The sequence below is a fragment of the Pseudomonas fluorescens genome (genome assembly GCF_902497855.1).
Classification (GTDB): domain Bacteria; phylum Pseudomonadota; class Gammaproteobacteria; order Pseudomonadales; family Pseudomonadaceae; genus Aquipseudomonas; species Aquipseudomonas fluorescens_BI.
The window spans coordinates 100,747-125,947 of the sequence record NZ_CABVHU010000020.1 but is presented as its reverse complement, the minus strand read 5'-3'; the positions used below and the strand labels follow the sequence as shown (position 1 = coordinate 125,947).

Below are 25,201 nucleotides of genomic sequence, written 5' to 3'. Positions count from 1 at the left end.
GAGGATTTGTCATGACTATTGCCAACGATCCAATTGTTATCGTCAGCGCCGTCCGCACCCCGATGGGCGGTTTTCAGGGCGAACTGAAAAGCCTGACCGCGCCGCAACTCGGTGCGGCAGCGATCAAAGCCGCGGTTGAACGCGCCGGTATTGCGCCGGATGCGGTTGAAGAAGTGCTGTTCGGCTGCGTACTGCCCGCCGGCCTCGGCCAGGCGCCGGCACGTCAGGCCGCCCTGGGCGCCGGGCTGGATAAATCGACCCGCTGCACCACCCTGAACAAGATGTGCGGCTCGGGCATGGAAGCGGCCATTCTGGCGCATGACATGCTGGTGGCCGGCAGCGCCGAGGTGGTGGTCGCCGGCGGCATGGAAAGCATGTCCAACGCGCCGTACCTGCTGGACCGCGCGCGCAGCGGTTACCGCATGGGCCACGGCCGCGTACTCGACCACATGTTTCTGGACGGTCTGGAAGACGCTTACGACAAGGGCCGCTTGATGGGCACCTTCGCCGAGGATTGCGCCGAAACCAACGGTTTCACCCGTGAAGCCCAGGACGCATTTGCCATTGCCTCGACCACCCGCGCACAGCAGGCGATCAAGGACGGCAGCTTCAAGGACGAGATCGTGCCGCTCACCGTGACCGTGGGTAAAGAGCAGGTACTGATCAGCCACGACGAGCAGCCACCGAAAGCCAGGCTGGACAAGATTGCCTCGCTGAAACCGGCGTTCCGCGACGGTGGCACTGTCACCGCGGCGAACTCCAGCTCGATCTCCGATGGCGCCGCGGCCCTGGTGCTGATGCGCCGTTCCGAAGCCCAGAAGCGCGGCCTGAAACCCTTGGCGGTGATCCACGGCCACGCCGCGTTTGCCGATACCCCGGGCCTGTTCCCTGTGGCGCCGGTGGGCGCGATCAAGAAACTGATGAAGAAAACCGGCTGGTCCCTGGACGAAGTCGATCTGGTGGAAGTCAACGAAGCCTTCGCGGTCGTCAGTCTGGTGACCATGACCCAACTGGAAATCCCCCACGAGAAGATCAACGTTCACGGCGGCGCCTGCGCCCTGGGTCACCCGATCGGTGCGTCCGGTGCGCGGATCCTTGTGACCTTGCTCTCGGCACTGCGCCAGAAAGGCCTGAAGCGTGGTGTTGCGGCGATTTGCATCGGCGGCGGCGAAGCGACGGCGATGGCCGTGGAATGCCTCTACTGAGGCTGACACCAATCCCTGTAGGAGCTGGCTTGCCAGCGAAGAGGCCGTGTCAGTCGACATTAATGTTGAATGACACACCGCATTCGCCGGCAAGCCAGCTCCTACAGATTTTCGCATTCGGCTTATTTTTTAAGGACTGGCCATGATCCCCAATGACGACCAACAACAAATCCGCGATATGGCCCGGCAGTTCGCCGAGGAACGGCTGAAACCGTTCGCCGCAGAATGGGACCGCGAGCATCGTTTTCCCAAGGACGCCATCGGCGAGATGGCGCAGCTGGGCTTCTTCGGCATGCTGGTGCCGGAGCAGTGGGGCGGTTGCGACACCGGTTACCTGGCCTACGCCATGGCCCTGGAGGAAATCGCCGCCGGCGACGGTTCCTGCTCGACCATCATGAGCGTGCACAACTCGGTGGGGTGCGTGCCGATCCTCAAGTACGGCACCGACGAGCAGAAAGAGCGCTTCCTCAAACCGCTGGCCAGCGGCGCGATGCTGGGTGCCTTCGCCCTGACCGAACCCCAGGCCGGCTCCGATGCCAGTGGCCTGAAAACCCGCGCCCGGCTGAACGGCGACCACTACGTGCTCAACGGTTGCAAGCAGTTCATCACATCGGGGCAAAACGCCGGGGTAGTGATCGTCTTCGCCGTGACCGATCCGGCCGCCGGCAAGCGTGGCATCAGCGCGTTCATCGTGCCGACCGACTCGCCGGGCTACAAAGTCGCACGGGTCGAGGACAAGCTGGGGCAGCACGCGTCCGACACGTGCCAGATTCTGTTCGAAGACGTGAAAGTGCCGTTGGCCAACCGTCTGGGCGAGGAGGGTGAAGGTTACCGGATCGCCCTGGCCAACCTTGAAGGCGGCCGAGTCGGCATTGCCTCGCAATCGGTGGGCATGGCCCGTGCCGCATTCGAAGCGGCTCGTGACTATGCCCGTGAGCGTGAAAGCTTCGGCAAGCCGATCATTGAACACCAGGCCGTAGCGTTCCGCCTGGCCGATATGGCCACCCAGATTGCCGTGGCCCGGCAGATGGTGCATTACGCTGCAGCGCTGCGTGACAGCGGCAAACCGGCCTTGGTCGAAGCGTCGATGGCCAAACTGTTCGCCTCGGAAATGGCCGAGAAGGTATGCTCCTCGGCCTTGCAAACCCTTGGCGGTTACGGTTACTTGAACGATTTCCCTCTGGAACGGATCTATCGGGACGTGCGTGTGTGCCAGATCTACGAAGGCACCAGCGATATTCAGCGCATGGTCATTTCGCGCAATCTATAAACGGAGTCATACATGAGTTACGAAACGATTTTGCTGGAAACCCATGGTCGCGTGGGCCTGATTACCCTCAATCGTCCGCAAGCGCTGAACGCGTTGAATGCGCAGATAGTCAGCGAACTGAACCAGGCCCTCGACGGCCTGGAGGCCGATTCGAATATCGGCTGCATCGTACTGACCGGCTCGAAAAAAGCCTTCGCCGCCGGTGCCGACATCAAGGAAATGGCCGAGCTGACCTACCCGCAGATCTATCTGGACGATTTGTTCAGCGACAGCGATCGCGTGGCCAATCGGCGCAAGCCGATCATTGCCGCGGTCAACGGTTTCGCCTTGGGTGGCGGTTGTGAGCTGGCGTTGATGTGCGACTTCATCCTGGCGGGTGACAACGCGAAGTTCGGTCAGCCGGAAATCAACCTCGGCGTGCTCCCGGGCATGGGCGGCACCCAGCGCCTGACCCGCGCCGTGGGCAAGGCCAAGGCCATGGAAATGTGCCTCAGCGGCCGCTTGATCGACGCGGTGGAAGCCGAGCGTTGCGGGATCGTCGCGCGGATCGTGCCGGCGGATGAACTGTTGGAAGAAGCGCTGAAAGTGGCGGCCAAGATTGCCGCGAAGTCGTTGCCGATTGCGATGATGATCAAGGAAAGCGTCAACCGGGCCTTTGAAGTGAGCCTGTCGGAAGGCGTGCGCTTTGAGCGCCGGGTGTTCCATGCGGCGTTTGCGACGCAGGATCAGAAGGAAGGGATGGCGGCGTTTATTGCCAAGCGTGAGGCGGAGTTCGTCGGGAAGTAATGCGGCGTTTTCAATGACGTCTTCGCGGGCAAGCCTCGCTCCTACAAGGATCCACATTCCCCTGTAGGAGCGAGGCTTGCCCGCGAAGCTTTTAGGGCATCACACCAGATAATTTTTCAGTTCGCGGGCAATCACCATCCGCTGTATCTCGCTCGACCCTTCATAAATCTGCGTGATCCGCGCATCCCGGTAATACCGCTCCACCGGGTAATCCTCCAGATACCCATACCCGCCATGAATCTGCATCGCTGACGAGCAGACCTTCTCCGCCATCTCCGAGGCGAACAACTTCGCCTGTGAAGCCTCCGACAGGCAAGGCTTGCCCGCACTGCGCAAGCGCGCGGCATGCAGGATCAGCAACCGCGCCGCATTCAGCCGCGTGTGCATATCGGCCAGCATATTCGCGATGCTCTGGTGCTCGATGATCGGTTTGTCGAACTGCACCCGATCCCGCGAATAGGCCAGTGCCGCTTCAAACGCCGCACGCGCAATCCCCAACGCCTGCGCCGCAATCCCGATGCGACCCCCTTCGAGGTTCGACAGGGCGATGGCCAGGCCCTTGCCCCGTTCGCCGAGCAGGTTGGCTTCGGGGATCGTGCAGTTGTTCAGGGTTACCGCGCAGGTATCGGAAGCGCGGATGCCCATTTTGTGTTCGGTGCGATCGACGATGAAACCTGCCGTGTCCGTGGGGACCAGGAACGCCGAAATGCCGCGCTTGCCCAGATCCGGATCAGTCACCGCGAACACGATCGCCAGTTTCGCCCGTTTGCCGTTGCTGACGAATTGCTTGGCACCGTTGATCACCCACTGGCCATCGCGCAATTCGGCGCGGGTGCGCAGGTTGTGGGCCTCGGAACCGGCCTGGGGTTCGGTCAGGCAGAAGCAGCCGATGGCTTGGCCGCTCGCAAGGTCCGGCAGCCAGGTCTGTTTCTGTTCTTCAGTACCGTAGTTGAGGACCGGGCCGCAGCCCACGGAGTTGTGGATGCTCATCAGCGCGCCAGTGGCACCGTCGCCGGCGGAAATCTCCTCCACGGCCAGGGCATACGCGACGTAGTCGACATAGGTGCCGCCCCATTCCTCGGGCACCACCATCCCCAGCAGGCCCAGTTCGCCCATTTTCGCCACCAGGCCATCATCGATCCAGCCGGCCTTTTCCCAGGCCTGGGCGTGGGGTGCGATTTCGCCGCGGGCAAAGTCCCGGGCCATGTCGCGGATCATGACTTGTTCTTCGCTCAATTCGATATCGTGCATGGCTCAGCTCCCGCTCCGGTCAAACCCGCTGAAAAAACTCGCGACGTGCCCGGCGTCCAGCGCCTGCAAGGTCGGCGGGTTCCAGCGCGGGCTCTTGTCTTTGTCGATCAGCAAGGCGCGCACACCTTCGATCAGGTCGCCGCGCTCGAACCACTGCCGGTCCAGGTGCAGCTCAAGGGCGAAGCAGTCTTCCAGGCTCAGGTGCCGACCGCGACGCAACATTTCCAGGGTCACAGCCATGGCCAGGGGCGAACGGCTTTGCAGCAGCTCGGCGGTGGCCACGGCCCACTCATGACTGTCGGCGACCGTTACTTCACGCAGTTGCTCAACAATACTCGGCACGTCGGGCAAGGCGAAGAAGTGATCGATGGCCGGGCGCAACACGCCAAGTGGCGCGTCGGGCAGTTGTTGCACCGCGAGCGTTGCCAGCAGGGCTTGCAGGTCCTTGAGCGGCGTGTCGTGCCATTGCAGTCGATCGAGTTGTTCGTCGAGGGTGCCGAGCTTGCTGCTGTCCAGATACCAGTCGGCCAGGCCGCAATAGAGCGCGTCGGCCGCGCGAATCTGCACACCGCTGACCCCGAGGTAGATCCCCAGTTCACCGGGAACCCGCGACAGGAAGTGGCTGCCGCCGACGTCGGGGAAATAACCGATCCCGACTTCCGGCATCGCCAGGCGGCTTTTCTCTGTGACCACCCGCAAGTCTGCACCTTGCACCAGGCCCATGCCACCCCCCAGGACGAAGCCGTCCATCAAGGCCAGGACCGGTTTGCGGTAGTGGTGAATCGCCAGATCGAGGGCGTATTCCTCGACGAAGAAATCCTCGTGCAGGGTGTCGCCGTTTTTGAAGCTGTCATACAGCGAGCGAATATCGCCGCCGGCACAGAACGCCTTCTCGCCGGCACCGCGCAATACCACCGCATGCACTTGCGGGTCCTGCGCCCAGACGTCGAGCTGGCGCTGCAACGTGCGCACCATGTCCAGGGTCAGGGCGTTGAGGCCGGTGGGGCGATTGAGGGTCAGGTGACCGATATGGTTGCGAACCTCGGCCAGCACTTCGTTTTGCGTGGCATCCATGGACGAAGTCCCCGGAGAAGAAACCTGAGCAGTCATCTGTAACTCCCTGCTTTTATTGTTCTTTATAGATAAGCCCGCGCACGAGCGATGCTGGATCGTACCAGTGCAAATTTGTGATGCACAACCGGGAAATGTGCAGGTGCTTCCTGCATATTTGCATGACTCTGAATGTGGGATGCGTGGCCTCAGGAAACCTGGCGCAGAACTTCACCAATACTGCGACGTTTGGCGTGTAACTCACTGATATGGATCAGCTGTTCCAGGTCTTCGGGGGTAACATCAAAGAACGCCTCCATCTCCGCCAGGGCCAGTTTCAAGTCCTGGGCGGTGATGGCCTGGCTGTCGATCGGCGGGTGATCGGCCGGCACCACGGCGACCGGTTCGCTGGCACGCTTGGGGTAACGGATGCGTGTCAGGTTGTTGTAGGCCAGGGCGCTGAGCAGCATGGTCGAGGCGCTGAGCATCACCGGTCCGAGGGCTTTCCAGTCCAGGGCGATGGTCGCCGGGTCCGCCAGCACCAACAGCAATGCCAAGGCCCCGGCAGGCGGGTGCAGGCAACGCAGCCAGCACATCAGAATCAGCGCCATGCCCGCTGCCAGGCAAGCGCTGCCGAGAGTCCGTCCGAGCACATGGGCAACCAGCAACGAGACCACCCCGGCGCTCAAATAGCCGCCAAGAATCGACCAGGGCTGGGCCAGCGCGCCGGAGGACACGGCGAACAGCAACACGGCCGAGGCACCCAGCGGGCCGATCAGATGCTGCGCCACTTGCATGCCGAACACCTGGCTGCAGAGCCAGACGCTGAACATCGTGCCCAGGGACATGCCAATAGCGGCGCGACTCCATTCCGAAGGACGGGTATTAATGGCAGCAGGTAACCAGCGAGCAAACATGAGGCACAGGATCCGTAGACAAAACCGAGGCAAAAAAAAGGCTTAGCTGGGGATACCCAGAAAGCCCTTGAAGGTGTTCCAACTATTGGGGGAGGAACCGGCCCAGTGTGCCGTTCAATCCTGATGCTGACAAATTCATATTAATGAAGCTTCAGTTCATTATTTCTGATGCATGGCAGCCCGCCGCCCACTCATGAAACACAGGAAACCACCCATGGCAGTCAGGGCGCTCAAGGCATAAAACATGGTGGGTGCAGGCGAGTGCAGCAGCAGGTAACCGCAGATCACCGGACTTAGCGCGCCACCCAGGGCGGCGAGGTTCTGTGCGCCGTAATAACTGCCGCGCAGTTCCTCCGGCGCCAGGGTATCGACGAAGAGGAATTCTGCGGGGTAGATGATCATTTCCCCGAGGGTGAAGATGAACATCGCCACGCACCAGCTCACCAGACTGTCGGCCAGGCTGAAGCCGATCAACCCGACGATGAACAGGCTGGTGCCGCCGGCGATCCAATACCGCAGTTGTTCGCGCTTGAGGAAACGGCCGATCTGGTACTGCAGCAGGATCACGCTGATGGCGTTGCAGGCGAGCAGGGCGGCCATGGTTTCCAGGGCACGGCTGGCATCCTCGGTCACCAGCAGGTATTGCGACAGGTACAGGGTGAAGCGGCCGTGGACCACGGTGCTGAGCAGGCAGCCGCAGGTGAACATGATCAGCGTGCGGTCGTTTTTCAGGGTGACCAGGGTTTTGAGAAAACTCTGGGGCTGGCCGATTGGGGGTGTCAGGGCCGAGTCCCTTGGTATCCCGATCATCAGGAACACACTGAAAAACGCGATACCGCCGGCAATCAGGAAGGGTGCTATCGGATATACACCGGCAATCACCACGCCCAACATCGGACCGGTGGCGTAGCCGATGTTGGTCAGGGTGTAGCGCAGGGAAAACGCCTTGGCGCGCTGGCCCACGGGCAGGTTTTCGCTGAGGATCGCCTTCGAGCCGATCAGGAAAAGTGCCGAGGCGGTTTCGGTGATCACCAGGGTGGCAGTGGTCAGGTAGAGGTTGTCGGCGAAGGTCAGCAGCACGAAGCCGATGGCGCTGGAGAGCATCGCGAGGATCAGCAGCCGGCGTTTCTCGAGACGGTCGATGATGTAACCGCCGTAGAGCGCGAGCAACGTGGCGATGAACACCGCGATGCCCAGCAGAAGACCGACGTCCTGTTGGTTGAGGCCGAGTTTGTTGCTCAGGAACAGCGTGAGCAGCGGGCTGGTGATGGCGCGGCTGACGACGATGGTCAGCGAAACAATCATCAACCGGCGGATAACGAGTGAGTAAGTGGCCACGGTGGGGCAAATGTCCTTATTCAGATTCTATGGTGTTCGGCAAAATACCGAGTCGCGGCCATTGGCGAGCGGGCTCGCTCCCACAGGGGTACGCATTTCAACTGTGGGAGCGAGCCCGCTCGCGAAGGGGCCGGGTCAGGCAACACTGAAGCCAATTGCGCCTTCGGTTCGGAGGACCCAACCGATTCCTGTTCATCCAGCGCCCGTCGCTGCATCCGCACCCTCATGCAAGGTAATCCCGATAATGCCGCTCATACACCGAAGCGGGATGGTCCTCGGTCACCGGCGGCGCCGACTCGGCCCACCATCGAGCGACGTCGGCGCCCGTGGCAATCCACACGTCTTCATGCTGCACAATCCCCTCAAGCAACTCGCGCAGCACGCCGATCCGCCCCGGCGTGGCAATGATTTCCGGGTGCAGGCGCAGCACATAACACAGGCCGAACCGGTGAAACCCGGCGAAGTCCATTTGCAGGTTGCCCAGGGTGTGGCTGTAGGACGCGATCCGCGATTGCGCCGGTGGCACGGCGGGGCTGAGGTTGAAGGCGAAGTAGGGTTCGTCTTCCAGTTCGTAGTGCAGCGGCAGCTCGATGACTTTGGGCGCGGTCGGGTGAGCGAAGGGCAAGTCATCGCCGCGCCAGGATGAAGACCAGCGAATGCCATGATCCTTCAACGCCTCGATGAACCCCGGCGCGCCATTGCCGGCCGGGATACGAAACCCGGTCGGACGCTGGCCGGTCAGCGCAGTCAACGCCGTGCACCCCTTGGCGATCTCGGCACTCTGCGCGGCCAGGTCCAGGGTGTCGTAGTTTTGATGGCGATAGCCGGCGCAGGCAATCTCGTGGCCGCCCGCCTGAATGGCCCGGATGTGTTCCGGGTTTTCTTCGGCGACGATACCGGGAATGCACCAGCTACTCGATACGCCCAACTCAGCGAACAACCCGAGCAAGCGCTCGACGCCGCGCTGGCTGCCATAACGCCAGACCGACAGGGTCTTGTCGCGTCCGGCGACTTCAGGCGCTTGCGTCAGGATGCCGTGGACATCGTTGTAGTCGACGGTGAGCACCACGGCGCAGCGATAGCCCTTGGGCCAGACAGTTGAATCAGCCATGGTGATGCTCCTTCAGCCACCAGTGGGCGACATCGCGGCAGGTGGCGAACCACACGTCATCGCGCTGGCGCATGTGTTCGAAGAGTTTTTCCAGCAGCAGGATGCGTCCCGGCTTGCCGGTGATCTTGGGGTGGAACAGAGTGGTCAGGCACAGGCCTTCGTTCATGGCGCCGTCGTATTCGCGGCACCAATTGTCCAGGGTCAGCTCGTAGCTGGCGGTGCGGTCCAGGCCGCAAGGGAAGTCTGGCGCTCGCGTATAGGCGATGGAGGCGTAGTCGTCCATTTCCCAGCGTCCGGGGATTTCCACCAGCGGGGTGGCAAAGCCCGGCACCTTGACCAGGTACGGCCGGTCATCGCCGCGCATGCTGCTGGAGTAGGTCACGCCGGCCTCGACCAGCATCGCCGGCGTCTCGACGCGCCAGTCGCCGGACGGGGTGCGGAAACCTTCGGCGCGGATGTGCAGGTGTTGCCAGAACACCTCCCGGGATTTTTTCATCACCTCCTTTTGTTGTTCCAGCGTCAGGGCGTAGAAGGATTCGTGTTTGTAGCCGTGGTAGGCCACCTCATGTCCGCGCTCGACAATGGCCTGGCACTGTCTTGGCCAGTTCTCCACCACCCAGGCGGGGACGAAAAACGTCGTCGGGATCCGGAATTCGTCGAGCAGGTCGAGGATCCTCGGCAGCGCCCGATAGGGGCCGTAACCACCAAAACCGAAGTATTCGGGTTTGCGCCAGATCGAGCCATTGAGCATGGCATCGCCGGTGGGGCCATCGAGGTCGAAGGCCAGGGCGAGGCAGGCTTTGTGTGGAGCGGGCCAGGTGGGTTGTGGCGAGGAGGACATTAGCGGCTCTCCAACTGTTATAGGTAAAACACAATCCCTCAGGTCAACCGGGAACCCTTGTAGGAGCTGGCTTGCCAGCGAAGGCGGTGTGACAGGCAACATCGATGTTGAATGACACACCGCTTTCGCTGGCAAGCCAGCTCCTACAGGGTTATTCGGGTGGCCTCGGAACCTGAATCGACATCCGGTCCTGTGGGCGCGGGTCGCCTGCTTGATTATTTCCCGGCGTTGATCGTCACGGTCTTGATCGCGCCCAATTCCAGGTCCCATTTTTTCAGGATCGCCTGGTAGGTGCCATCATCGATCATGCTCTGCAACGCAACCTTCACCGCTTCACTGAGCTCAGGCTTTTTCTTGCTCACGCCCAGCCCGGTGAACTGTTCGGAGATCGGCAGGCCCACGGTCTTGTACATGTCCTTTTCCTGAGTCTTCAGGTACGACAAGGTCTCGCTGCCCTGCATCGCCGCATCGATGCGGCTCTGGCGCAACTGCGCACGGGCGTCGGCCGAGCCTTCGGTGCCGATTACATTGATCGCGGGCTTGCCGGCGGCTTCACAATTGGCCTTGCTCCATTCGGCGATTTCCGCCGGGAAGGTGGTGCGGCGGCTGGTGCCGACCTTTTTGCCGCACAGGTCGATGATCTCGTTGGTGTCTTTGTTTTTCTGCAAGGTGTAGAACTGCGGCCCGCTGGTGAAGTAGTCGACGAAGGTCACACTGGCCTGGCGTTCGGCCGTGTCGGTCATGCCCGACATCACCATGTCCACCCGGTCGGTGGTCAGGGCGTTGATCATTTGCTCGAAGCCGGTTTCCTGCCACTTGATCTTCACGCCCAGGCGTTCGGCCAGGGCATTGCCCAGGTCATAGTCGAGCCCGGTGAGGGTGTTGGTGGCCGGGTCCTTGAAGTCCATCGGCGGGTAGTTCGGCATGATCGCTACCACGACCTCGCCTTTTTCTTTGATGCTGGCCGGTAGTTCGGCGGCCCAGGTAAAGCCGGAAGCCATAACGCCTGCGAGTACTGCTGGAATAACGAAGTTCTTCATGGTCGTTCTCTTATGAGTATTGTGAGGCGGCTCTTGATTTCCAAGCACTGCACTTAGGTTCGAACGGCAGAAATAAAGCTTTGGGTGCGCGGGTTTTGCGGACTTATCAGTATTTCTTCGGGGCTTCCAGCCTCCACGATCTGCCCGCCGTCCATGAACACCATGCGGTTGGACACCTCGCGTGCGAAGCCCAGCTCATGGGTGACGACGATCATGGTCATGCCGGTCTGCGCCAGGTCGCGCATCACCGACAGCACCTCACCGACCAGTTCCGGGTCGAGTGCCGAAGTGGGTTCATCGAACAACATCAGCTTGGGGCGCATGGCCAACGCGCGGGCAATGGCCACCCGTTGTTGCTGGCCACCCGACAATTCGATCGGGTAGCTGTTGCGCTTGTCGGCCAGGCCGACGCGGGCGAGCAGTTCCACGGCTTCTTCGTGCGCCTCCTTGGGCGAACGCTTGAGCACCTGGCACGGCCCTTCGATGATGTTTTGCAACACAGTCATGTGCGGGAACAGGTTGAAGCGCTGGAACACCATGCCGGTGGACAGCCGTTGCCGGGCGATCTGCGACTCGTTGAGCTCATACAGTTTATTGCCGGCGATGCGGTAACCCACCAGTTCACCGTCGACCCAGAGGCCGCCCTTGTCGATTTTTTCCAGCTGATTGATGCAGCGCAGCAAGGTGCTTTTGCCGGAGCCGGACGGGCCGATGATGCACAGCACTTCGCCTTGCTCGACTTCGATGTTGACGTCCTTGAGCGCGTGGAAATGGTCGTAGTACTTGTTCAGGCTCACGGCCTTGACGATGCTTCTCATGTCGGACTCCTCAAGAACGCTTGCCGGCGCCGCGAGCGAAACGACGCTCCAGGCGGCTTTGACCGAAGGACAGTACGGTGACGGTGGCCAGGTACCAGATACCGGCGACGATCAGCAGCTCCATCACCCGGGCGTTGGCGTAGTAGATGTTCTGGGCGTTGTAGAGCAGTTCCGAATACTGGATGACGCTCGCCAGGGACGTCATTTTGACCATGCCGATGAACTCGTTGCCGACCGGCGGAATGATCACCCGCATGGCCTGGGGCAGGATGATCCGGCGCAGCGCTTGCAGGCGCGGCATGCCGATCGACTTGGCGGCTTCGTATTGGCCGGTGTCCACCGACAACAGGCCGGCGCGCACCACTTCGGCGGTGTAGGCGCCCTGGTTGATGCTCAAGCCGAGCAGGGCCGCGACGAAGGGCGTCATCAGGCTGACGGTGTCCATTTCGAACAGGCCGGGGATGCCGATGGTGGGGAAGATCAGCGCCAGGTTGAACCACAACAGCAGTTGCAGGATCAGTGGCGTACCGCGAAACAGCCAGGTGTAGGTCACGGCCACGTAGCGCAGGATCGGATTGGCCGACATGCGCATGATCGCCGTGATCACCCCGAAGACGATGCCCAGGGCCATCGCCAGCACCGCCATGACGATGGTGTTGAGCAACCCCCACATGATCGCCTGGGAGGTGAGGAACTGGCCGATGTACGACCATTCGATCTTGCCTTCGGCGAAGGCCCGGATCAGGCCGAGAATGGCGATGACGATCACGGTGGCGAAAAAGATCCGCCCGTAATAGCGCCGTGGCACATGGTGATACTGGGTGATATCGAACTGGTTTTCCGCCAGTTTGCGCTCCGCCTGGAGTCGTTCTGCCTGAGTCTGGCTCATGTTGCTTCTCCGTACACTGGGTAATTCAGGCCATTAGCGATCCCCTGTAGGAGCTGGCTTGCCAGCGAAAGCGGTGTGTCAGTCAACATGGATTTCGACTGTGCCGCCGCCTTCGCTGGCAAGCCAGCTCCTACAAGGGTCTTGCGTCGTTTATCAGAGCCGGAAACCCTGATAGTTCCCGGTCCATTCTTGCTGCGCGGCGAGGGCGGTCTTCAAGCGGCCGATCTGCTCGCGCACCTGTTGCGGCGCGGTGCCTCCCCAGCCACTGCGTGCAGCGATGGCGGCTTCAAGGGTCAGGCTGTCACGCACCTCAGGCGTCAGCCGCGGATCGATCTCCGCCAGCAGCGCCGGCGAGGCTTCCCACAGTTCGATGTCATGTTTCTCGCAGGCCTGGACCAGCGCACCGGTAATTTCGTGGGCCTCCTTGAACGGCACACCGCGCATGGCCAGCCAGTCGGCGACTTCGGTGGCGAGGGTGAAGCCCAACGGCGCCTGACGCCGCAACTCTTCGACATTGACCGTCATGGTCGCGACCATTCCAGCCATGGCCGGCAGCACCAGCAGCAAGGTGTCGACGCTGTCGAGCACGCCGTGCTTGTCTTCGCTCAAGTCGCGGTTGTACGACAGCGGCAGGGATTTGAGGGTCGACAGCAGGCCGGTCAGGTTACCGATCAGGCGGCCAGCCTTGCCCCGGGCCAGTTCAGCAATGTCCGGGTTCTTCTTCTGCGGCATGATCGAGCTGCCGGTGGCGTAGGCATCGTCCAGCGCAACCCAGCGAAACTGCCGGGACGACCACAGGCAGAACTCTTCGGCGAGGCGGGAAATGTTGATCCCGAGCATGCTGGCGATAAACAGGAATTCGGCAACGTGATCGCGGCTGGCCACGGCGTCGATGGAATTTTCGCAGACACCGCTGTAGCCCATTTCCCTGGCCGACTGCTGGGGCAGGCGGGCAATGGCGGAGCCGGCCATGGCCGCCGCGCCGAGTGGCGATAGCGAAGTGCGCACGTCCCAGTCCACCAGGCGCTGCACATCGCGCAGCATGGATTGGGCGTGAGCCAGCAAGTGGTGCGCGAAGACGATCGGCTGGGCCTGCTGCAGGTGAGTGAACCCCGGGCAGATGCTGTCGACGTGTTGCTCGGCCTGTTCCACCAGGGCTTGCTGCAAGGCCAGGACTTCAACGGCCAGGGTGCGCACATGATCACGCAGGAACAGGCGCAGGTCGTTGGCGGTCTGGTCGTTGCGCGAGCGGCCGGCGCGCAGTTTGCCACCCAGGGCGCCGAGGCGCTCGGTCAACAGGCGTTCGATGAAGGTGTGGACGTCTTCGTCGTCCAGGGTCGGGGCGATGCTGCCGGCGCGGAAGTCAGCGCCAATGCGTTCCAGCGCATCGACCATGGTCCGGGTTTCCTGCTCGCTCAACAGCCCGGCGCGTTGCAGCTCACGGGCATGTGCCCTGGAACCGGCGAGGTCGTACGGGGTAAGCCGGAAATAGCGCTCAGGGCAACGGGACAGGGCCGCCAGGGCTTCGGACGGGCCGGTTTTGAAGCGGGCACCCCAGAGACGGTCGGTGGGTTGGGACATTGTTGTTTTCCTCGTCGTTGCTCGCGGGTAAATGGTGTTTTGGCCAGGAGCTTCGCTGGCAAGCCAGCTCCTACACGAGCCAGCGCCTACATGGGATGGGTTTGCGAAAGCTCACCGGAAATGATTCGGGCGTGACTCGGTCCAGGCAGTGTTCAAGAGGGCAGTTGCGCAGTGGCGTAAGTTGATCGAAATGTCAGCTTTTAACAGTTCGAAATCAGTGAGTTGGCACTGATGGGCGCAATTGATTAGCGGTTGCCAAGCCTGGTTTTCTGTGTTCATTATTATTGGCCAGCCATGTTTTTGTTGTTGTGCACAGAGTGTTGATCAGGGCGCCAGAGGTAAATAAGCATTATGGAAACCCCACTTTCCAATTCCGGAAACCCGCCGCCGAAAACGTCGCATCGGGCACCGTTGACCCTCAGTGGCCTGGACTTCAAATTGCTCAAAGTGTTCAAGGCCGTGGTCGAGGCGGGCGGGTTCAGTGCGGCTCAGAACGAGCTGAACGTGGGGCTGGCAGCCATCAGCAAACAGATCTCCGACCTTGAAATTCGCATTGGCATGCGCCTGTGCACGCGCGGCCGGGAAGGCTTTCACCTGACCGAAGAAGGCAGCTTGGTGTATCAGGCATCAATTGATCTGTTTGCCTCGGTCGATAACTTTCGTGATCGTCTTAGTTCAGCACAGAATGAACTTGTCGGCGACCTTGGCGTGGGGGTGATAGACAATACGATATCCGATGATCACTCACCTTTAATTGCTGCGCTGAGACGCATCAATGAAGAATCGCCTAAAGTAAGATTCCAACTTCAAACCTCGCAACTGGACGAAGTGGAAAGGGGCGTGGTAGAGGGGCGATTGCTGGCAGGGATAGTCCCGGTTTATCAACGAAGGGAAGAGTTTGATTACTACGCGCTGTATGAGGAGCGTTCGCAGGTTTACTGCGCGGTCGGGCACCCATTGTTCAACTTGCCGGAGGCGGAAATGGGCAGCAATGTGCTCAAGGACTACGCCTGCATCAACCACCGTTATGCCATACATCGCGACAAACTGAATTTTGCCCACTACGACAGCTTCTCGGCCTCCGCGACCCAGGTCGAAGCCGTGGCACTGTTGATCAAGACCGGGCGTTTCGTGGGTTTTCTACCCCAGCATTACGCCGCTTCGCTGGTGGCCCGGGGGCAACTTCGAGCCGTACTTCCGGACCTGATCCACATCGATACCCCGTTCAACCTGATCCTGCGTCACAACACCGTGCGCAGCCCGCTGGTCAAGGCGTTTGCACGGGCCTTGGGGGTGGATCTGAAGGCGACGGCGGGGTGATTAACGCGTAAGTGCTGCCTCCAGGCTTTTTAAATGTAAGTGCATAAATCATTCGCACCAAGGCAATGGCGCGCTTTTTTTCTCTTTCTTCACTTTGTTATTGCAGCCTGTCGATTTCCGCAATCAACGGTAATCCTTTCGTCTTGCGTCTGATCCTTTCGATACTACGCTTACCCACCAAGTGACTTGTCGTCTGCACAAAGCCATTCAGAACGGCTGAATGAAACGCACTCAATTGTTGGGATTAACATGGCCTTGATCGATGAAGTGAAGATGATTTGCGACCGTCTGGCAATGGACGCTGGTTGGCATGATCTTTTGTTGCAGCATGGGCTGGACATCAAGGCATGCCCGTTGGAGGCCGAATTAAAAAAACAATTACCTGTCGATCGTACTGTAAACGGATTTGAGGATTTTTCCCTGAAGGGGAACTGTGCCATTGAAGCGGGAAACCCCTCTCGCAGCCTGCTGTACCACGCTTTTGCATCACCCAATGTCACTACGGATTCAAAAGGCAACGCATTAACGATCTATCCCACCGCCGCTGAACTAGAGACGGTTTTAAATTATGTGTATGGCGTATGTCCGCCTGACCTTGAGGCGTTGTTTGAGCAAGCGGGCGACGGGGCGGTTTTAGCGATAGTCGTGTTTGCCATCGAGTATCGTCCGGGACCCGGTACGGCTCACGGAAAACATGCCGATCTGTGTTTTTCCCGCACCGGTATCGCTCGAGTAGGGACGGCCCCGGCATGGTATGACTCCCGGCGCCGCGGCTTCTTGCCTTGGGTTGAAGACGACCCCAAGGCAATACGGGTGATGCCTGCTCGGTTCAGTGTTTATATCGCAGTACAACGCAAAGGGGATGCAGCCCGTTTCGGACCGCAGTCTTTTCAACCCGGCGATGAGGAACGCGATTTCTGGGTGCCGTTACACAGGTTGTTCGAGGGGACGGAATGCATCGCAGGCATGGAGCTGAATGTGAACCTCGAGTGTTATCACATCAACGACAAATTACGCAGATTCCATCTTAAGTTTCCCGAACCGGATTGGCAGGAACCGGTTCTTTCCGGTCCGCCGTTTGTGCTCACTGAAGGGTTGGCACACTGGGCTGATGGACCCGGGTCTGGCCAGGGCCTGCTCTTGCCCGTGGCACAACGCTGCCTGGTTGAAAAAGCAACTTATGACCATCAGGATGTCTTTTTTACAATCCCGGCCGAACCCAACTATCGCGGTTACATCATCAATAGACGGTACAAACTGCTTGAGGACGGATCGATTGACGATTTAAACCTGAATCCCGATGTCGTCAATATCGTCAAGGCCGGTGGCTACAAGGCTCTACACTTTATCGACTTTACGGCGGAAGGTTGGGTGCGGGCGAGTTGCCCGACGCTTGACGCGGTGATACCAGCCAATGCCGTGGCTTACTCGATAATTGCCGCGCCCGACTTTTATCCTGAGTCCTCACAGCGTGAACTACTCGAGTGGAGCGACCAACAACAGTTCCCTCAACCTTTCTTTGGCCAGTCCTTGCGGGTCCTTTCGAATCTGCGTGCGGCTGGCAACCCCGATCTGAACGGAAACCATTTCCAGCCTGACGACAAGGGTATAACAGCGATCGTTTCGCACCCTGTCGACGAGGAAGACCGCGCAGCATCGGGTGCTTGCACAACAAATGGTCGTCCATCCTGGTTATCCGATCGGGCAGCCGGCTCCCTCAGCCCGGGCTGGGAGATCAGTGGCCCAGATGGCGGGGGACCGCGTCCAGCATCGCTTTGCGGCTACGAGTTGGGAAGCCCGTTTACCGAGGATGTGAGGATTTGTGCATCGATTGGCGGCTATTGGCCAGCGGTCTCCCCGGATACCTCACGGACATTTGAACCCAACGCATCCCGGGTTCCAATTATTCCACTCACCGACGAAGAGGGCGGGCAGGCAGATTCCGGCTCTTGGGACGGAGTCGACGGACCAAGACTCATCACCGATGCCCAAGGCAAGCAGGTCGTGGAATATACGGCTTTTGACCATTGCGACTACACCAAAAATGCCTTGGCAGGCCTGTTATCCCTGCATCGTACGGCGCAAACGAGCGCGGATGATTATGCGAGACGCATATGGACGCTCCATAACGCGTTCAATGCTTTAGGGGCCAGTACCCGACAGCAGAAGGCAGACTGGTCAGTCCTGTCGTTCCGGAAGATAACCCGACCTCATGTCGAGCTGGAGTTCGCAGAGCAGGAAGCGGGAGCCGTGCTGAAGGGCGATATTCATTGCTATCAAATCTATAAACCCGATAAGGGCAGCCTCTCGACGCCTCCCGGGGACTTTACCAAACGGCAGGTCGAAATCCTTGAAATGACCTATTCATTTGTTGGCGAAGAAGCACTCTTGAGCAAGCGGGGTGACGCTGCCTGGACGGTTCAATACCTTGGGTGACTACGATGTCGTGGTGATTGGCGCCGGCCCTGCCGGTTGCGCCGCGGCCATTTTTTGCGCACAGCATGGCTTGCGTGTAGCGCTGCTTGAGCAATCCGTTTTTCCTCGTGAGCGACCTGGCGAGACATTACCCCCCGGTATTGAACCGTTATTGCAGCAACTGGATGTGGCGGATGCGGTGGTGCAAGGGGGTTTTATTCGTCATACGGGGCATTGGGTGCAATGGGGCGCAGGGCGCCGGTTTTCCGCGTTTGGAGGTGGACCAGCCAATCCGTGGCGTGGCTTTCAAATTCCCCGGGCCACGTTCGACAGCCTGTTGCTTGAAAAAGCCGTTGAGCGGGGTGTCCATGTTGTACAGCCATGCCGGGTCAATGAAGTGGTTCGGCACAACGATCGGGTTATCGGTGCCAGAACAACCGCAGGCAATTTTTTTTCACGACAGCTCATTGATGCCAGCGGCTCACACTCGTGGCTGATGCGGCAATTGGCACTCGATCAATCGCGGTTTTCCCCGCTGCTGATCGCAAAATACGGTTACGCAACGGGAGAACGGGCTGCATGTGATGAGGCGCCCGGCATCGTTGCCGACGCTTATGGTTGGTACTGGACTGCCAGAGTGGCGCCGAATGTATACAACTGGACCCGTCTGTACTTTGACAAAGCCCAGGCCTGGCAAGCCGGGCCGCCGGCAATGTTCGATCACCTGACCGCCGTGGGAGGGGTCCGGGGCGCCGATGTGACCTGGCGAAGCTGTCACCGAACGGCCGGGGATGGCTATTTCATTGTGGGCGATGCCGCATTCGTGCTTGATCCAGGCACCTCCCATGGCGTACTCAAGGCCATCATGTCCGGAATGATGGCCGCACACGCCGTTATCCGTGAGAACGCTTTGCCGCGGCATCGAAGCGCAATACACACGCAATATCGACAATGGATGCAGCGCTGGTTCGTCCGTGACATGAACGCAATGGGTGAGTTGTACCGTTCGCACCCATCACCCCCGCATTGGCTGCCGATGACCGATCGGCGACATCAGGCGACGACCGAAGCCGCCGGCCATCGCTGAAGCGGAAGCGGCAATCCGCGCGATTCCCCACGCCCCATCGGGAAGTACAGGAAACCCGCGCGCGCCAGGCGTTCGGCGTCATACAGGTTACGCCCGTCGAAGATCACCGGCGCGTTGAGCCGCTGCTGGATCAGGTTGAAATCCGGCGCCTTGAATTGTTGCCACTCGGTGCAGATGATCAGTGCATCGGCACCGGACAGCGCGGACTCCGGCGAGCCCATGAGCGTCAACTTCGATTTATGGGGATACAGCTGCCGGGTTTGCTGCATGGCTTCCGGATCGAACGCACGCACGTTGGCCCCGGCCGCCCACAGCGCTTCCAGCAGCACCCGGCTCGGCGCATCGCGCATGTCATCGGTGTTGGGCTTGAACGCCAGGCCCCACAGGGCAAACGTTCTGCCGCGTAAGTTACCCTGGTAGAACGCGTTGATCCGCTCGAACAGCTTGTGTTTCTGCCGCTGGTTGATCGCTTCCACCGCTTGCAGCAGGTCGCTGGAGCAGTGGGCTTGTTCGGCGCTGTGGATCAGGGCGCGCATGTCCTTGGGGAAACACGATCCGCCATAACCGCACCCCGGGTAGATAAAGTGATAGCCAATCCGGAAGTCGGCACCGATGCCCAGGCGCACGGACTCGATGTCGGCGCCCATGTGTTCCGCCAGTTCAGCGATCTGGTTGATGAAGCTGATCTTGGTCGCCAGCATGCCGTTGGCGGCGTACTTGGTCAGCTCCGCGCTGCGCAGGTCCATGAACATGATGCGGTCGTGGTTGCGGTTGAACGGCCCATAGAGGTCACGCATCACCTCGCGTATGTCATCGCGTTCGCAGCCGATGATGATCCGGTCCGGGCGCCGGCAATCGGCCACGGCCGAGCCTTCTTTCAAAAACTCCGGGTTGGAAACGATATCGAACTGCAACAGCCGGCCGACCTTGAGCAGGCATTTGTCGATATGCGCGCGCAGGGCATCGCCGGTGCCCACCGGGACCGTGGACTTCTCCACCAGAATCACCGGTTGTTCGCGATGACGCGCCACCGCTTCGCCCACTGCCATCACGTAGCGCAGATCCGCCGAGCCATCGTCCCGGGACGGGGTCCCGACGGCTATGAACAGCACCTGGCCATGTTGTACCGCGAGTTTCTCGTCAGTGGTGAACTGCAGCCGCCTGGCGTCCAGGTTTTCACGCACCAGGCTGGCCAGTCCCGGTTCGAAAATGCTCACATGGCCTTGCTGCAACAACTCGACTTTCTGTGGGTCAATGTCCATGCACACCACGTCGTGGCCGACTTCAGCCAGGACAGCGGCTTGCACCAGGCCAACGTAACCGCTACCGAATACACTGATTTTCATCGGGGCTCTCCTGACCTGAACGACACCCTTTCAGGAGTAACAGCGCCATGTTTCAGTTCATCTATCGCGTTAACCTTGACCTGCCGGGCATGACAATTCACATTCCCGGCCACGCCCGGCAGCGTAACCGCCAGTTCTTCATCTATCGTTGTGCTTTTCCTTTGGACTTTTCATTCAAGGCCGTTTCGTTTGACTGACTTACCCGCTGTTGTTGCCATTACGCCAAAAATCAATCCGCTGACCCTGTACCTGGCGCGACTGGCCCCGTCCAGCCAGCTGACCATGCGCTACGTCTTGCAGGACGCGGCCGACCGCCTGGGTTTCGAAGACATGAATGTCGAGGAGATTCCCTGGCATGAGTTGCAGCCCGAAGATGTGATTGCGCTGGTGGCCACCTTGCGCGCGGACGGCTACGCGCCCAACACTTCTTCGCTGTACGTCAATGCCGTGCGCGGGGTGATGAACGAAGCATGGCGCATGAGCCTGATCAGTCAGGAACACCTGCTGAAAATGCGTTCGGTCAAGGGCATCTCCGGTACCCGGCTGTCCCAGGGGCGCAATTTGCGCCGCAGCCTGATCCAGGAAATGATGGCGGTCTGCGCAGCCGATCCTCGGCCGCAAGGCCTGCGGGACGCAGCGATCATCGGGATTCTGTACGGATCGGGGATGCGCAAGTCGGAATCGGTGAACCTGGACCTCAATCAGGTCGACTTCGCCGAACGCAGCCTGCGGGTCACCGCCAAGGGCAACAAGCAGTTGATCAAGTACGCGCCGGCCTGGGCCTTCGCCAAACTGGATGCCTGGCTGGAGCTGCGCCGCTCGCAACTCAAGGAAGGCGAAGAGGACGATTCCTTCCTGTTCAATCGCATCCGCCGCGGCAGTCACATCACCCGCGAGCGCATCACCAAGCACGCGATCTATTACATTGCCCGCCAGCGTGGCGCGCAAGTCGGGGTCAAGATCATGCCCCATGACTTTCGGCGCTCGTTCATTACCCGAGTGATCGAAGAGCATGACTTGTCGATCGCCCAGAAACTGGCGCATCACAGCAATATCCAGACGACCGCCAACTACGACGTGCGCGATGACAACGAGCGGCGTCGGGCGGTTGATCGCTTCGATCTGTGAGGGCGGGGGTTCAGGCTTCGCTCAGAACGTGGGCGTGGCCGATCATCGAGACGTGAACCGCGCTACCCATGGGTGGCGCATACAACCCCGAACTGCGCACCATCAAGGATCGGCCTGGCTGTTGCGCGCAATTGTGCGACTGCAACTCCACGGTCAAGGTACAGGTATTACCGCTGAAATCGCGCTCGGTCACCACGGCACGGCAGCCGACGGCCCCTGCCGGATTCGACTGGATGCTGACCAGGTGCAATTGCTCGGGCCGCAGCATGATCTGCGCGCAGTGGTTGTTCCGGTGATTGTTGACCGGAATCCGCCCCAGGTCGCAATGGGCCCAGCCTGCTTCGATCCGTGCCGGCATGACCACCGCATCGCCGAGAAACAGGGCAGTCTGTTCATCGTCGGGATAGCGGTACAGGTCCAGCGGATGGCCCGACTGCACCAGTCGTCCCTGACGCATCACCGCCAGCTGATCGGCAAACGACAAGGCTTCACTCTGGTCATGGGTGACCAGAATGGTGGTGACACCCGTATCGGCCAGCAGCCGCGCGACCAATTTGCGCATGTTGGCGCGCAAGCCGGTATCCAGGGCCGAAAACGGTTCGTCCAGCAGCATCAGGCGCGGCTGTTGGGCCAGGGCGCGCGCCAGGGCCACCCGTTGCTGCTGGCCGCCGGACAGCTCATGGGGCCAACGCTTGGCCATGCTGGCGTCCAGCGCCACGCTGTCCATCAGTTCGGCAATGCGTTCGCGTTTTTCAAGGCCCCTGGTCGACAGCCCGAAGCCGATGTTGGCGGCGACGGTCATGTGCGGGAACAGCGCGCCGTCCTGGGGCACATAGCCAATCAATCGTTGGTGGGCCGGCACCTCATGGGTGCTGTCGACCAGCGTCTGACCATTGAGCAGAAGGCGGCCCGAATCCGGGAATTCGAAGCCGGCGATCATGCGCAGCAAGGTGGTCTTGCCCGAGCCCGAAGGGCCGACTATCACCGTGCGGCTGCCCGCGGGCACCGACAGGCTGATGTTTGCCAGGGCCGTCTGGGCACCGTAGGCCTTGCAGATCGAGTGCAGTTCGAGCGTGTTCATCGGCCCGCCGTTCGTTTGGATTGATGATAAAGAATGGCGGTCAGCGGCAGCGACAGGACGATCATCAGCAGGGCATAGGGCGCCGCGGCGGCATAATCGATTTCGCTGGTCAACGCCCAGAACCCGGTCGCCAGGGTGCGTGTCCCGTTCGGCGCCAGCAGCAGGGTGGCCGTCAGTTCATTGGTAATCGCCAGAAACACCAGCGCGGCCCCCGCGGCAACGCCCGGTGCGGCCAGGCGCAAGGTGATCAGCCACAGCGCCAGGGCGGGCGAGCGACCGAGGCTGCGGGCCATGTTTTCCAACTCGATCGGTGCCTGGGCAATACCGGCACGCAAACTCACCAGCGCCCGGGGCAAGAACATCAGCAGATAAGCCAGCAGCACCGTGACCGTGGTCTGGTAAATCGGCCGGGCGAAATGAATCGTGAGGGTCACCAGCGCCAGGGCCACGACAATCCCGGGCAGCGAGCTGGTGATGTAGTTGCAGCTTTCCAGCACCCGCTGCAGGCGTCCCGGCGAGCGAATCGACAGCCAGGCAATCGGGATGGCCGCCAAGGTGGTCAATATCGCCCCGCTGATGCCCAGGAGCACGGACTGTTCCAGCGCCGGCAGCAGCTCGGACAATTGCCAGACTTGTGCGCCACCAGCGATCAACCATTTACCCAAGGTGATCAACGGCACACCCAGCGCCAGTGCGCAGGTCATGATCTGCAAGGCCAGCGCCAGTACGGTTGGCCCGGCAGACAGGCGCACGATCCGCTGCTCGCGGGGGCTGCCCGATCCGACGCGGGCATAACGCGCCTGGCCACGCGCGGCCGATTCGACGGTCAGCATCGCCAGGCAACACAAGGCGAGCACCCCGGCCAGCATGTGGGCGGCGGGTCCGTTGAAGGTTGACTTGAACTGATCGAAGATCGCCGTGGTAAAGGTGTCGAAACGGATCATCGCGTACAGGCCATATTCGGCCAGCAGGTGCAGCCCCACCAGCAAGGCGCCGCCGCAGATGGCCAGGCGCAATTGCGGCAGCACCACCCGGAAAAATACCGCCCAGGGCTTGAGCCCCAGTGACTCTGCGACATCTTCGATGGTCGGGTCGATCCGTCGCAGGGATGCCGCAATGGGCAGGTACAAGAACGGGAAGTAAGCGATGACCGACACCAGAACGGCGGCAAACAGTCCGTGAATCGGTGGCACCAGGCTGACCCAGGCATAGCTGTGGACGAAGGCGGGGACTGCCAGCGGCGCCGTGGCCAACAACGACCACCAGCGCCGCCCCGGCAGATCGGTACGCTCGGTGAGCCAGGCCAGGGCCACACCGAGCATTACACACAAGGGAATCGTGATCACCACCAGCAACAGGGTGTTGATCATCAACTCGCCAACCCGTGGCCGGAAGATCAGCGGTACCAGGGTCGCCCAGCCTGTCTCGAAGGACACGCCGATGACGAAAGCGATTGGCAGCAGGGCCAGCAGCGACACCAGCACCGACAAACCGGTCACCCACGCGCCGCCGCGGCCCGCGAACAGGCCGCGGGAACGTCGGCGTAACTGGGGCGGGATCGCCTCTGCGACACCCGCCGGTAGCGTTTCAGGCATCAATCAGAGCAGTCCGGCCTGAGTCATCAGCTCCACGGCTTTTTTACTGTCGAGTTTCGAAACGTCGACTTTCGGCGCGTCAAGCTGCTGCAAAGGCACCAGTTTTGGGTTGGATTCGGCGTTTTTGCCCACCGCGTATTCGAACGAATTGCCGGTCTTGAGGATGGCCTGGCCGTCTTTGCCGGTGACCCACTTGAGGAAGGCCTGAGCCTGATCCTTGTGTTTGCTGGACGCCAGGACGCCGCCACCGGACAGGCTGACAAAGGCGCCGGGATCCTGGTGCCTGAAGTAGTGCAGGGCGGTGTTCTTGCTGTTTTCACCGGTCTTGGCCTGATCGCCGAAACGGTAATAGTGGTAGATCACGCCGCTATCGATCTGGCCGGCATTGACCGCCTTGAGCACGGCGCTGTTACCCCGGTACGCAGTGAAGTTGCTTTTCATCCCTTTCAACCACTCGAGGGTCGCGGCTTCACCCTTGAGTGCCAACACGGCGGCGACGATCGCCTGGAAGTCGGCGCCGGCCGGCGAAGCGCCCCAGCGGCCTTTCCAGTCCGGACCTGCGAGGTCCATCAACGACTTGGGCAGCCCGGCTTCCGGCAGTTTGCCCGGGTTGTAGACGAATACCGTGGAGCGCGCGGCAATGGCTACCCATTTGCCATGGGCCGGACGGTAGGCCGCGTCGACTTGTTCAAGGGTCGCCGGTGCCACCGGTGCGAACAGTCCGGCGTTGTCCACCAGTACCATGGCCGGGGAGTTCTCGGTCAGGAACACATCCGCCGGGGAGGACGCGCCTTCCTGCACGATCTGATTGCCCATCTCGGTGTCGTCACCATTGCGCACGGTGACCTTGATCCCGGTTTCCTTGGTGAAGCCTGCAATCCAGGCTTTGGTCAGGCTTTCGTGCTGGGCGTTGTAGACCACGATGCCGTCGGCATCAGCGGCGTACCCATGGCCGGCGCTCAACAGCACGGCCGTCAGCACTGCATATTTAAGAAAAGACGGGATAGGGGGGATCATGCCGGGCAGCTCCTGTTTTTTAGAATCATGCACGCAGACGTGACCGGGACGGTCGTCAATTATTGTAGGCCAATACGAATCATTTGCAGGTTTAAGCCTGGTAAATCTCCTGTGC

Annotated in this window: 22 protein-coding genes; 8 read left to right on the top strand and 14 right to left on the bottom strand. The window is 60.7% G+C overall.

From position 1 onward, the window contains the following. The first annotated feature begins 11 nt into the window (after positions 1 to 11). From F8N96_RS29765 to F8N96_RS29755, 3 genes are all read left to right on the top strand, one after another. The gene (locus tag F8N96_RS29765; protein WP_150766351.1) at positions 12 to 1,205 is read left to right on the top strand and encodes an acetyl-CoA C-acyltransferase; all 1,194 of its coding nucleotides are present in this window, start codon (positions 12 to 14) and stop codon (positions 1,203 to 1,205) included. Positions 1,206 to 1,347: 142 nt separating this feature from the next. Beyond that, positions 1,348 to 2,475: an acyl-CoA dehydrogenase gene (locus tag F8N96_RS29760; RefSeq protein ID WP_150800831.1), complete on the top strand. Its 1,128-nt coding sequence runs from the start codon at positions 1,348 to 1,350 to the stop codon at positions 2,473 to 2,475. A 12-nt stretch (positions 2,476 to 2,487) separates the two neighbouring features. After that, positions 2,488 to 3,261 (top strand): enoyl-CoA hydratase, encoded by a 774-nt coding sequence (locus F8N96_RS29755; RefSeq protein ID WP_150800830.1) that lies wholly within the window; start codon positions 2,488 to 2,490, stop codon positions 3,259 to 3,261. A 99-nt stretch (positions 3,262 to 3,360) separates the two neighbouring features. On the opposite strand, the gene F8N96_RS29750 is transcribed toward F8N96_RS29755, so the two are convergent. The 10 genes from F8N96_RS29750 to argH all read right to left on the bottom strand — a co-directional run bounded on the left by F8N96_RS29750 (position 3,361) and on the right by argH (position 14,097). Continuing rightward, positions 3,361 to 4,512, bottom strand: coding sequence for an acyl-CoA dehydrogenase family protein (locus F8N96_RS29750; RefSeq protein ID WP_150800829.1), 1,152 nt, complete (start codon positions 4,510 to 4,512; stop codon positions 3,361 to 3,363). A 3-nt stretch (positions 4,513 to 4,515) separates the two neighbouring features. Further along, complete coding sequence (locus tag F8N96_RS29745; protein WP_150800828.1) at positions 4,516 to 5,622, bottom strand: enoyl-CoA hydratase/isomerase family protein; 1,107 nt, start codon at positions 5,620 to 5,622, stop codon at positions 4,516 to 4,518. Between the two features lie 149 nt (positions 5,623 to 5,771). Beyond that, positions 5,772 to 6,479, bottom strand: coding sequence for an HPP family protein (locus tag F8N96_RS29740; protein WP_150800827.1), 708 nt, complete (start codon positions 6,477 to 6,479; stop codon positions 5,772 to 5,774). A 159-nt stretch (positions 6,480 to 6,638) separates the two neighbouring features. Beyond that, a complete protein-coding gene (locus F8N96_RS29735; RefSeq protein ID WP_150800826.1) occupies positions 6,639 to 7,817 on the bottom strand; it encodes an MFS transporter in 1,179 nt (392 codons plus the stop codon). A gap of 223 nt (positions 7,818 to 8,040) precedes the next feature. Beyond that, positions 8,041 to 8,928, bottom strand: coding sequence for a polysaccharide deacetylase family protein (locus F8N96_RS29730; protein ID WP_150800825.1), 888 nt, complete (start codon positions 8,926 to 8,928; stop codon positions 8,041 to 8,043). Further along, a complete protein-coding gene (locus F8N96_RS29725; protein ID WP_150800824.1) occupies positions 8,921 to 9,769 on the bottom strand; it encodes a polysaccharide deacetylase family protein in 849 nt (282 codons plus the stop codon). Before F8N96_RS29725 ends, F8N96_RS29730 begins: the two co-directional genes overlap by 8 nt. A 215-nt stretch (positions 9,770 to 9,984) precedes the next feature. Continuing rightward, positions 9,985 to 10,809: an ABC transporter substrate-binding protein gene (locus tag F8N96_RS29720; RefSeq protein WP_150800823.1), complete on the bottom strand. Its 825-nt coding sequence runs from the start codon at positions 10,807 to 10,809 to the stop codon at positions 9,985 to 9,987. Positions 10,810 to 10,862: 53 nt separating this feature from the next. Next, positions 10,863 to 11,627, bottom strand: coding sequence for an amino acid ABC transporter ATP-binding protein (locus tag F8N96_RS29715; RefSeq protein WP_064677852.1), 765 nt, complete (start codon positions 11,625 to 11,627; stop codon positions 10,863 to 10,865). A gap of 10 nt (positions 11,628 to 11,637) precedes the next feature. Next, the gene (locus tag F8N96_RS29710) at positions 11,638 to 12,516 is read right to left on the bottom strand and encodes an amino acid ABC transporter permease (RefSeq protein WP_150766341.1); all 879 of its coding nucleotides are present in this window, start codon (positions 12,514 to 12,516) and stop codon (positions 11,638 to 11,640) included. A 153-nt stretch (positions 12,517 to 12,669) separates the two neighbouring features. Beyond that, complete coding sequence (argH, locus tag F8N96_RS29700; RefSeq protein WP_150800822.1) at positions 12,670 to 14,097, bottom strand: argininosuccinate lyase; 1,428 nt, start codon at positions 14,095 to 14,097, stop codon at positions 12,670 to 12,672. 351 nt (positions 14,098 to 14,448) lie between these two features. Between argH and F8N96_RS29695 the strand changes: the two genes are divergently transcribed. The 3 genes from F8N96_RS29695 to F8N96_RS29685 all read left to right on the top strand — a co-directional run bounded on the left by F8N96_RS29695 (position 14,449) and on the right by F8N96_RS29685 (position 18,919). Then, positions 14,449 to 15,417 carry a LysR family transcriptional regulator gene (locus F8N96_RS29695; RefSeq protein WP_150800821.1) on the top strand — a complete coding sequence of 323 codons (969 nt, stop codon included), beginning with the start codon at positions 14,449 to 14,451 and terminating at the stop codon, positions 15,415 to 15,417. Positions 15,418 to 15,666: 249 nt separating this feature from the next. After that, complete coding sequence (locus tag F8N96_RS29690; RefSeq protein ID WP_150800820.1) at positions 15,667 to 17,853, top strand: hypothetical protein; 2,187 nt, start codon at positions 15,667 to 15,669, stop codon at positions 17,851 to 17,853. After that, positions 17,846 to 18,919: an NAD(P)/FAD-dependent oxidoreductase gene (locus tag F8N96_RS29685; protein ID WP_150800819.1), complete on the top strand. Its 1,074-nt coding sequence runs from the start codon at positions 17,846 to 17,848 to the stop codon at positions 18,917 to 18,919. The genes F8N96_RS29690 and F8N96_RS29685 overlap by 8 nt, the downstream gene beginning before the upstream one ends. On the opposite strand, the gene F8N96_RS29680 is transcribed toward F8N96_RS29685, so the two are convergent. Further along, entirely contained in the window at positions 18,886 to 20,265 is a 1,380-nt protein-coding gene (locus F8N96_RS29680) for a UDP-glucose dehydrogenase family protein (protein WP_150800818.1), read from the bottom strand. The genes F8N96_RS29685 and F8N96_RS29680 overlap by 34 nt on opposite strands. A gap of 47 nt (positions 20,266 to 20,312) precedes the next feature. Here F8N96_RS29680 and F8N96_RS35155 point away from each other — a divergent pair, with 47 nt between their 5' ends. Together F8N96_RS35155 and xerC are read left to right on the top strand one after the other, a co-directional pair. Beyond that, positions 20,313 to 20,462, top strand: a complete 150-nt coding sequence (locus tag F8N96_RS35155) for a hypothetical protein (protein WP_191630779.1) — start codon at positions 20,313 to 20,315, stop codon at positions 20,460 to 20,462. A 19-nt stretch (positions 20,463 to 20,481) separates the two neighbouring features. After that, positions 20,482 to 21,393: a tyrosine recombinase XerC gene (gene xerC, locus F8N96_RS29675; protein WP_150800843.1), complete on the top strand. Its 912-nt coding sequence runs from the start codon at positions 20,482 to 20,484 to the stop codon at positions 21,391 to 21,393. Between the two features lie 10 nt (positions 21,394 to 21,403). On the opposite strand, the gene F8N96_RS29670 is transcribed toward xerC, so the two are convergent. From F8N96_RS29670 to F8N96_RS29660, 3 genes are read right to left on the bottom strand one after another with little or no spacing between them, the layout of a single operon-like run. After that, complete coding sequence (locus tag F8N96_RS29670) at positions 21,404 to 22,474, bottom strand: ABC transporter ATP-binding protein (protein WP_150800817.1); 1,071 nt, start codon at positions 22,472 to 22,474, stop codon at positions 21,404 to 21,406. Beyond that, on the bottom strand, positions 22,471 to 24,069 hold the full coding sequence (locus F8N96_RS29665) for an ABC transporter permease (RefSeq protein ID WP_150800816.1): 1,599 nt from the start codon (positions 24,067 to 24,069) through the stop codon (positions 22,471 to 22,473). Before F8N96_RS29665 ends, F8N96_RS29670 begins: the two co-directional genes overlap by 4 nt. 3 nt (positions 24,070 to 24,072) lie before the next feature. After that, a complete protein-coding gene (locus tag F8N96_RS29660; protein WP_150800815.1) occupies positions 24,073 to 25,086 on the bottom strand; it encodes an iron ABC transporter substrate-binding protein in 1,014 nt (337 codons plus the stop codon). Positions 25,087 to 25,201 lie beyond the last annotated feature (115 nt).

Excerpts from the sequence above, each read along its gene's own strand:
- F8N96_RS29665 (WP_150800816.1), bottom strand. The coding sequence starts at position 24,069 with ATGCCTGAAACGCTACCGGCGGGTGTCGCAGAGGCGATCCCGCCCCAG.
- F8N96_RS29715 (WP_064677852.1), bottom strand. The coding sequence starts at position 11,627 with ATGAGAAGCATCGTCAAGGCCGTGAGCCTGAACAAGTACTACGACCAT.
- F8N96_RS29725 (WP_150800824.1), bottom strand. The coding sequence starts at position 9,769 with ATGTCCTCCTCGCCACAACCCACCTGGCCCGCTCCACACAAAGCCTGC.
- F8N96_RS29660 (WP_150800815.1), bottom strand. The coding sequence starts at position 25,086 with ATGATCCCCCCTATCCCGTCTTTTCTTAAATATGCAGTGCTGACGGCC.
- F8N96_RS29730 (WP_150800825.1), bottom strand. The coding sequence starts at position 8,928 with ATGGCTGATTCAACTGTCTGGCCCAAGGGCTATCGCTGCGCCGTGGTG.
- F8N96_RS29695 (WP_150800821.1), top strand. The coding sequence starts at position 14,449 with ATGGAAACCCCACTTTCCAATTCCGGAAACCCGCCGCCGAAAACGTCG.
- F8N96_RS29690 (WP_150800820.1), top strand. The coding sequence starts at position 15,667 with ATGGCCTTGATCGATGAAGTGAAGATGATTTGCGACCGTCTGGCAATG.
- argH (WP_150800822.1), bottom strand. The coding sequence starts at position 14,097 with ATGTCCCAACCCACCGACCGTCTCTGGGGTGCCCGCTTCAAAACCGGC.
- F8N96_RS29755 (WP_150800830.1), top strand. The coding sequence starts at position 2,488 with ATGAGTTACGAAACGATTTTGCTGGAAACCCATGGTCGCGTGGGCCTG.
- F8N96_RS29750 (WP_150800829.1), bottom strand. The coding sequence starts at position 4,512 with ATGCACGATATCGAATTGAGCGAAGAACAAGTCATGATCCGCGACATG.
- F8N96_RS29765 (WP_150766351.1), top strand. The coding sequence starts at position 12 with ATGACTATTGCCAACGATCCAATTGTTATCGTCAGCGCCGTCCGCACC.
- F8N96_RS35155 (WP_191630779.1), top strand. The coding sequence starts at position 20,313 with ATGTTTCAGTTCATCTATCGCGTTAACCTTGACCTGCCGGGCATGACA.
- F8N96_RS29670 (WP_150800817.1), bottom strand. The coding sequence starts at position 22,474 with ATGAACACGCTCGAACTGCACTCGATCTGCAAGGCCTACGGTGCCCAG.
- F8N96_RS29710 (WP_150766341.1), bottom strand. The coding sequence starts at position 12,516 with ATGAGCCAGACTCAGGCAGAACGACTCCAGGCGGAGCGCAAACTGGCG.
- F8N96_RS29680 (WP_150800818.1), bottom strand. The coding sequence starts at position 20,265 with ATGAAAATCAGTGTATTCGGTAGCGGTTACGTTGGCCTGGTGCAAGCC.
- F8N96_RS29760 (WP_150800831.1), top strand. The coding sequence starts at position 1,348 with ATGATCCCCAATGACGACCAACAACAAATCCGCGATATGGCCCGGCAG.
- F8N96_RS29745 (WP_150800828.1), bottom strand. The coding sequence starts at position 5,622 with ATGACTGCTCAGGTTTCTTCTCCGGGGACTTCGTCCATGGATGCCACG.
- F8N96_RS29720 (WP_150800823.1), bottom strand. The coding sequence starts at position 10,809 with ATGAAGAACTTCGTTATTCCAGCAGTACTCGCAGGCGTTATGGCTTCC.
- F8N96_RS29740 (WP_150800827.1), bottom strand. The coding sequence starts at position 6,479 with ATGTTTGCTCGCTGGTTACCTGCTGCCATTAATACCCGTCCTTCGGAA.